This window comes from Halorubrum sp. SD626R, from assembly GCF_001261915.1.
Taxonomy (GTDB): Archaea; Halobacteriota; Halobacteria; order Halobacteriales; family Haloferacaceae; genus Halorubrum.
This window is the reverse complement of record NZ_CVRT01000024.1, coordinates 1-6,130: the sequence shown is the minus strand read 5'-3', so window position 1 is coordinate 6,130 and position 6,130 is coordinate 1. Positions and strand designations below refer to the sequence as shown.

The 6,130-nt window shown below is 71.1% G+C and carries 3 protein-coding genes; 2 read left to right on the top strand and 1 reads right to left on the bottom strand.

Going from position 1 to position 6,130, the window contains the following annotated elements:
* Positions 1-3,052, bottom strand: a 3,052-nt coding sequence (locus SD626R_RS01485; protein ID WP_092562509.1) for an FAD-binding and (Fe-S)-binding domain-containing protein, incomplete at its 3' end; no start/stop codon positions are given.
* 197 nt (positions 3,053-3,249) lie between these two features.
* On the opposite strand from SD626R_RS01485, the gene SD626R_RS01480 reads away from it, so the two are divergent.
* Together SD626R_RS01480 and SD626R_RS01475 are read left to right on the top strand one after the other, a co-directional pair.
* Positions 3,250-3,783, top strand: coding sequence for an LUD domain-containing protein (locus SD626R_RS01480; protein ID WP_092562506.1), 534 nt, complete (start codon positions 3,250-3,252; stop codon positions 3,781-3,783).
* Complete coding sequence (locus tag SD626R_RS01475; protein ID WP_092562503.1) at positions 3,776-6,010, top strand: LUD domain-containing protein; 2,235 nt, start codon at positions 3,776-3,778, stop codon at positions 6,008-6,010. The genes SD626R_RS01480 and SD626R_RS01475 overlap by 8 nt, the downstream gene beginning before the upstream one ends.
* Positions 6,011-6,130 lie beyond the last annotated feature (120 nt).

Sequence of the window (6,130 nt, the reverse complement as noted above, 5' to 3'; positions counted from 1 at the left end):
GCTTCTCGACCGGGTGCGGCGGCTCGGGCGCGGCGCCGTCGCGTTCCTTGAGCTGCGTCCGACAGGAGGCGCCGGGCGCGACGACCTCGTCGCCGTCGCTCTCGGCGACCTGGTCGAAGAGCGTCCGTCCGATCGCCTTGCTCATCGAGTAGTGCTCGGCCTCGTAGCCGAACGAGCCGGCCATCCCGCAACAGGAGGAGTCGAGCGGGTCGACGCCGTAGCCGGCCCGGCGGAGCACGCCGACCGCGTGGTGGTCCTTCTTCGTCGCCTTCTGGTGGCAGTGGCCGTGGTACGTGAGCGACTCGGTCGGCGCGTCGAGCGAGAGCGCCTCGTCGAGCCGGTGGACGTCGACGTACTCCATGACCCCGTAGGTGTTCTCCGAGACGGCCGCCACGTCGGCGTCGGGCACGTCGCTGGCGTCGCCGTCGAGCAGGTCGTGGTAGTCGCTCTGGAGCATCACGGCGTCGGTCGGCTCCACGACGACCACGTCCCGGTCCTCGCGGACCCGCGGCGCGAGCGTCTCCACGGCGTCCCGCGCCGCCGCGCGCGACTCGTCGAGCATCCCCTTCGAGTGCGGCGGACGCCCGCTCCCGTCGACGTCGGGGATCTCGACGTGGCAGTTCGCGGCCTCCAACACCCGGACCGCGGCCTTCCCCGCGCCGGGGTTCGTGTAGGTGGTGTAGACGTCGGGGAACAGCAGGACTTCGCGGTCGGCCTCGTCTCGGGGGACCGCGGCGCCGCCGCGGGCCTCGAACCAGTCGGTCAGGCTCTCCGAGCGGAACGTGGGGAGGTCTCGCTCCTTCGCGATCCCGAGGGCCTTCTCCATGACGAGACCGGCGCCCGGGAGCTTCCCGGGGAGGTTCGAGAGCGGCGCGAGCTTCGAGCCGAGCGGCGCCAGCTTCTCGAAGTTGCCGAGCAGTCGAGTCCGGAGGTCGATCCCGTGTTCCTCGTGGTGGGCGTGCTCGACCTCGGCCTTCAGCTTCGCCATGTCGACGCCGCTCGGACAGTCGACCTTACACCCCTTACAGCCGACGCAGAGGTCCATCACCTCGGTGACGAACTCGTCGTCGGTGGGGTCGTCCGGCAGCTCCCCGGAGATGGCGCCGCGGAGCATGTTCGCCCGACCGCGGGTCGCCTGGATCTCCTCCTCGGAGGCGCGGTACGTGGGACACATCACGCCGCCGGTCGTCTCCTGCGGGCCCCGGCAGCCGCCGCAGCCGTGACAGAGCTCGACCATCCCCTGCATCCCGTTGTCGATCGCCCACTCCATCGCGGGGTCGAAGCCGGCGTCGTACTCGTAGTCGGCGTCGAACCGGAGGTGCTCGCTCATGTCGTGATCGCCGCAGACGTTCCCGGGGTTGAGGAGCCAGTCGGGGTCGAAGGCGGTCTTCAGCTCGCGGAACGAGTCGTAGAGCGCGTCGCCGTACAGCTTCCGGTTCCACTGGGTCCGGGCGCGGCCGTCGCCGTGCTCGCCGGAGACGGACCCGCCGAGCCGGACCACGGCGTCGGTGACGCGGTCGGCGATGTCGACCATCGCCTCGACGTCGTCGACGTCCTTCGTGTTGATCAGCGGTCGGATGTGGAGCACGCCGGGGCCGGCGTGCGCGTAGAACGTCGCGAACGTGTCGTTGTCCTCCAGGATCTCCTGGAACTCGCGGGTGTACTCCGGGAGGTGCTCCGGCGGGATCGCGCAGTCCTCGATAAAGGAGATGTGCTTCTCGTCGGTGGTCCGCGAGAGGAGGATCGGGAGCCCGGCCTTCCGCATCTTCCAGAACCGGTCGCGCTGCTCGGGGTCGTGCGCCTCCATCGCGTGGACCGCGCGGCGCGGCTGGCTCGTCACGTCGGCGGCGCCCTCGCTCGGGTCGGCCTCCGTCTCGGGGCGGGGGCGGTCGTCGGTCGCGCCCACGCGGTCGGCGACGAGGTCCGCGACCTTCCGTCTCCCCTCGGCGTCGCTCTCGGCGTAGAACTCGACGAGGAGCACGGAGTTCGTCCCCTCGGGCAGCATTCCGACGACGTCCTCGAACTCGGGCGTGTCGGCGGCTAACCCTAAGAGGACGTCGTCCATCACCTCGACGGCGGCGGGGTCGTGGTCGAGGATCGGCGCCACGTCCTCCATCGCGTCGAGGAGGTCGTCGTACGTCAGCAGCGCGACCGCCTTCGTGTCGGGGATGTCGACGAGCGAGAGGGTCGCCTCGGTGACCGTCGCGAGCGTCCCCTCGCTGCCGGCCATGAGCCGGGCGAGGTTGACGACGCCTTCCTCGCCGTACTCGCCGCGGTACTCGCCGAGGAGCCGGTCGAGGTTGTAGCCGGAGACGTTGCGCTTCAGCTCCGGGTAGCGGTCGTCGATCGCGTCCGCCTCCTCGTCTAAGATTCGGACGACCTCGGCGTGGATCCGCGGGAGGAGGTCGTCGCTCTCGGGGTCGGCCGACTCACGGAGGTCCTCGACTGCGACGTCGCCGAAGGTGGTCACCGTCCCGTCCGCGAGGACGACCTCCGCCTCCTCGACGTAGTGGTCGGTCTTGCCGTACTTCAGCGAGTGCGACCCGGTGGAGTTGTTGCCGATCGCGCCGCCGACCGCGGACTTGTCGCGCCACGCCGGGTCGGGGGCGAACTTCAGCCCGTGGGGCTCGACCGCGGCGTTGAGGTCGCCGACGTACGCCCCGGCCTGCACGCGGGCCGTCTCGGCGTCCGGGTCGGTCGAGAGGATCGCGTCCATCGAGTCGGTCAGATCGAGGACGACCGCCTCGTTGACCGTCTGCCCGGCGAGCGACGTGCCGCCCCCCCGCGGCAGCACGGGGATCCCCTCGGCGAAGCAGTACTCCTGGACCGCCGCCACGTCCGCGGTCGACTCGGGCATCACGACGCCGATGGGCGTGGCCTCGTACGCCGAGGCGTCGGTCGCGTAGAGCCGCTTGGAGTAGTCGTCGAACCGGACCTCTCCGTCGACCCGGTCGTCGAGCGCGGCCACGAGCTCCGGGCGCTCGACATCTCCCCCGGTGTAGTCGAAGTTCCCCCCGTCCCGCGGGTCCGGGTCCGGCGTGTGAGTTGCCATGCGACTCTATCACGGTCGAACTACCAAAAATCCCCTGACCCCGCCGAGGGAACGGGGATCCGGTGCGACCGGTGGCGGCGACGCCAGCGGCGACGGGAAGGGAGGACGGCGACGGAGGGGAAGGACGGCGACGGACCGGATCGCCGGGCGACGGGAGTCGGCACAACACCCATATATATCCCGAAGAATTGTGAGATATGTCAGTCGCCGACCGCTCGACGTTCAAGCGCCGACTCGACTCCCTCGGCGTGACCGTCACCGAGGGCCCCGAGAGCGAGTGCGCGGACCTGATCGACGAGGCCGCCAGCGACCCGGCGGTCGGCGTGGCGCTCGACGCCGGTTCCCTTCCCGGCCGCGTCGCGACCGACCCGACCACGGCCGAGCTGCGCGCGGCCCACACCGGCGTCACGGACGCGGAGCTCGGGGTCGCCGCGTACGGGAGCGTCGCGATCGAGGCCGACTCGGCCGGCACGGAGCCGGTGAGCCTCTTCGTCGACCGCCACGTCGTCGTCCTCCGCGAGACCGACCTCGTCCCGGATATGCCCGACGCGTTCGAGTGGCTCGGGCCGCGGGCGCGCGACGAGTCGACCGACGTGGTGTTCGCGACCGGCCCGAGCGCGACCGCCGACATGGGCGGGCTCGTCCACGGCGCGCACGGCCCGAAGGAGGTCCACGTGGTGCTGCTGCGGGACGCGGATCCGGCGGACGAAGAGGTGACCGCCGATGAGTAGCGACGCGTCGAAGGGCGACCGGATCCGCGAGCTGATGGCGACCGAGGGCGACGCGGTCGCCGAGAACACCCGCGGCTTCAACGAGGGGCGCATCGAGTCGACGGGCCGGCTCGACGACTACGAGGAGCTGAAAGCGGACGCCCGCGAGATCAAGGAGGACGCGATCGCCCGGCTCCCGGAGCTGATCGACGAGGTGAGGGAGACGGTCGAGGCCAACGGCGGCACCGTCTACCTCGCCGACGACGCCGCGGACGCGAACCGCTACATCACGGAGCTGACCGCCGAGGAGCGCGACGCCGACCGCCTCGTGAAGTCGAAGTCGATGACCTCGGAGGAGATCGAGGTGAACGAGGCGCTGGAGGCCGAGGGCGTGGAGGTGGTCGAGACCGACCTCGGCGAGTGGGTCCTGCAGCTGGCCGACGAGGCCCCCTCCCACATCGTCGCGCCGGCGATCCACAAGTCCCGCGAGGGCATCTCGGAGCTGTTCGCGGAGCGGTTCGACCTCGACGACCCCCCGGAGACCGCCGAGGAGCTCACGATGTTCGCCCGCGAGCGGCTCGGCGAGCTGGTCGAGGGCGCCGACGTGGGGATGACCGGCGCGAACTTCATCGCCGCCGACTCCGGGACCATGCTCCTCGTCACCAGCGAGGGTAACGCCAGGAAGTCGGTGACCGCGACGGACACCCATATCGCGGTCGCGGGCGTCGAGAAGATCGTTCCGACCGTCGAGGAGTTCGCGCCGTTCGTCGAGCTGATCGGGCGGTCCGGGACCGGCCAGGACGTGACCTCGTACATCTCCACGCTGACCCCGCCGGTCGAGTCGCCGGTGCCGGACTTCGACGACGACGACGAGCCGCTCGCCGACGACTCCGGGGACGACCGCGACTTCCACCTCGTCCTCATCGACAACGGGCGGCTGGAGATGCGCGAGGACGAGCAGCTGAAGGAGACGCTGTACTGCATCCGGTGTTCGGCCTGCTCGAACGCCTGCGGCAACTTCCAGAGCGTCGGCGGCCACGCGTTCGGCGGCGAGACGTACTCGGGCGGCATCGCCACGGGCTGGGAGGCGGGCATCGAGGGGCTCGACACCGCGGCCGAGTTCAACGACCTCTGTACCGGCTGCTCGCGCTGCGTCCCGGCGTGTCCGGTCGGGATCGACATCCCGTGGATCAACACGGTCGTCCGTGACTGGATCAACCGCGGCGAGGCCGACCCCGGCCAGACGGACTGGATGTTCGAGGAGCTGGTCCCGGACGAGGAGCCGGCCGGACTCGACCTCGGCACGCGGCTCGTCGGCAACTACGAGACGCTGGCGAAGTGGGGGAGCCGGACCGCGCCGCTCGCGAACCGGCTCGCCGACGCGGGACCGGTGCGCGCGATCGCGGAGCGCGTCGCCGGGATCGACCGCCGGCGCGACCTCCCCGAGTTCGCGGGCGAGCCGCTCGTCGACTGGTTCGAGGCCCGCGGCGGCGCTCGGGTGCCCGCCGACGAGGCCGACCGCGAGGCCGTGCTCTACCCCGACACGGCGACGAACTACGTCGACGTCGACCGCGGGAAGGCGGCGGTCCGCGCGCTGGAGGCGCTGGATGTCCACGTCCGGGTTCCGGACCTGCCGGGGAGCGGTCGCCCGCCGCTCTCGCAGGGGATGATCGCGACCGCGGAGTCGGCGGCCGAGGACGTCTACGCCGGGCTCGCGACCCACGTCGACGCCGACCGCGACGTGGTCGTGATCGAGCCGAGCGACCTCGCGATGTTCCGGAGCGAGTACGAGAAGTTCCTCCCCGAGAGCTCCCACGATCGGCTCGCCGAGGCCAGCTACGACGTGATGGAGTACGTCTTCGGCCTGTTGGAGAACGGCGGCGACCCGAGCGAGCTGCGTGCGCCGGCGGAGGGCACCGGGCCGGTGGCGGCCGGGAAGCGCGTCGCCTACCACCCGCACTGTCAGGCGCGGACGATCGGCGTCGGCGAGCACGCGACCGCCGTGATGGAGGCGCTCGGCTACGACGTGCGCGTCTCCGACACCGAGTGCTGCGGCATGGCCGGCTCGTTCGGCTACAAGGCGGACTACTACGAGCTGAGCATGGACGTCGGGGAACCCATTCGAGAGCAGTTCGGCGACACCGACCGCACCGTCGTCGCCGCCGGCACCTCCTGTACCGAGCAGATCGACGCGCTACTCGGCGACGCGCCGATGCACCCCGTGGAGCTGGTCGCGCCGCGGGAGTGACCGGTCGGGCGGAGTCGGCCGAAACCCTCGCCGACCACCGCGGGCGGGGCGAGCCGCCGTCTCCGTCTGACGGGCGTCGTTCGACAACGAACGCTTAATAGGCGCGCTCGTGACCGTATC

Coding starts and splice junctions, on each gene's coding strand:
- SD626R_RS01480 (WP_092562506.1), top strand. CDS start 3,250: ATGTCAGTCGCCGACCGCTCGACGTTCAAGCGCCGACTCGACTCCCTC.
- SD626R_RS01475 (WP_092562503.1), top strand. CDS start 3,776: ATGAGTAGCGACGCGTCGAAGGGCGACCGGATCCGCGAGCTGATGGCG.